Genomic DNA, 1,371 nt, shown 5'->3' on the forward strand with positions numbered 1-1,371 from the left:
GGTCTACCGGGGGATGGGGGAGGCGTTCGGCAGGTGAGAGGCGCGCCACGCACAGGTGTCGCGCGGCGAGCGGTTCTGCTCGCCCTTGCCGCCGCGTTCGTGTTCGCGAGCGTGCCTCCGGCGCATGCGGAGTCCGTGGCGGACCAGCTCGCGCGGCTCAAGAAGGAGGTCCGCCAGGCGGGACGCGACTACGAACGCGCCGCCGACGCGCTCGAGGCCAGCGAGTTCAAGCTCGAGAAGCTCGATCGTCAACTGGCCGCCACCGAACAGGAGCTCTCCGAGGCGCGAAGCACGCTCAGCGATCGCGTCGCGATCATGTATCGCAACAGCACCGGCCTCGGCATCCTCGACGTCATCCTCGCGGCGGACAGCTACGAGGACATGCAGACGCGCCTCGACTTCCTGTACCGCATCGGCCGCGCGGATGCGGGCGCCGTGGCGCGGGTGGAGTCTCTGCAGGCGCGCTTGGCGGCGCAGCGCGCGAGCATCGCGTCCGAGAAGAAGAACCTGCAGGCGGCGACGGCGGCGCGGCGCAAGGCCAATCAGCGGCTCCAGTCGAAGCTCGCGTCGAAGCAGGCGCAGTACGAGGCGCTGCAGAAGAAGGCGTCCGGCTCGTCTTCAGGCTTCACGCCGGGGATCCCGAAGGGCTCGCTCGGGTGGGTCTTCCCGGTCCAGGGCGCGTGCTACTACGGCAACACCTGGGGTGCCCCGCGCAGCGGGGGACGGACGCACAAGGGGACCGACATCATGGCGAAGTCGGGCACGCCCTGCGTGGCGACACTGTCCGGCACGGTGAAGTCCAAGGAAGGCGGCCTCGGAGGCAAGACGATCTGGCTCAAGGCCGACAACGGCGACGCGTTCTACTACGCGCACCTCGCCGGCTGGGCCGTGCGGTCGGGCCGCGTGAAGAAAGGCCAGCTCATCGGCTACGTCGGCGACACGGGCAACGCGCGCGGCGGTGCGCCGCACCTCCACTTCGAATACCACCCGGGCGGCGGCTTCGCGGCGAACCCGTACCCGTACCTGCGCGCCTGCGAGTAGCGCCGCGTCCCGGAGGCCCCTTGCCGCGCCGGCGCGCGTGTGGGAACATCGCGCCACAGTCGCACACCTGATCGGGAGCCGCTCGTGCGGCTGAGAGGCGGGATCTCGACCCGCGACCGAACGACCGTCCCGGTAATGCGGGTCGGCAACCACGGTGGACCCTCTCTTGCGCGCGGGCGTTCCCGGTCACGTAGGGACCGGGAGGTCGTCTGTATGGCACGCAGGCACACGGTCGTGCTCGTCGAGGCCGCGCTGACCATCGCGCTGTGCGCGGTGCTCGGCATGTTCAAGGTCTGGGAGATGCCTCAGGGCGGGAGCGCGTCGCTGGGC

The 1,371-nt window shown here is 70.5% G+C and carries 2 protein-coding genes; both read left to right on the forward strand.

Going from position 1 to position 1,371, the window contains the following annotated elements; genetic code table 11:
- Positions 1-135: 135 nt before the first annotated feature.
- Positions 136-1,041: a hypothetical protein gene (locus FDZ70_10730; GenBank protein TLM65922.1), complete on the forward strand. Its 906-nt coding sequence runs from the start codon at positions 136-138 to the stop codon at positions 1,039-1,041.
- A gap of 213 nt (positions 1,042-1,254) precedes the next feature.
- On the forward strand, positions 1,255-1,371 hold a 117-nt coding region (locus FDZ70_10735), incomplete at its 3' end, for an energy-coupled thiamine transporter ThiT (GenBank protein TLM65923.1).

The sequence above is a fragment of the Actinomycetota bacterium genome (assembly GCA_005774595.1).
Classification (GTDB): Bacteria; Actinomycetota; Coriobacteriia; order Anaerosomatales; family D1FN1-002; genus D1FN1-002.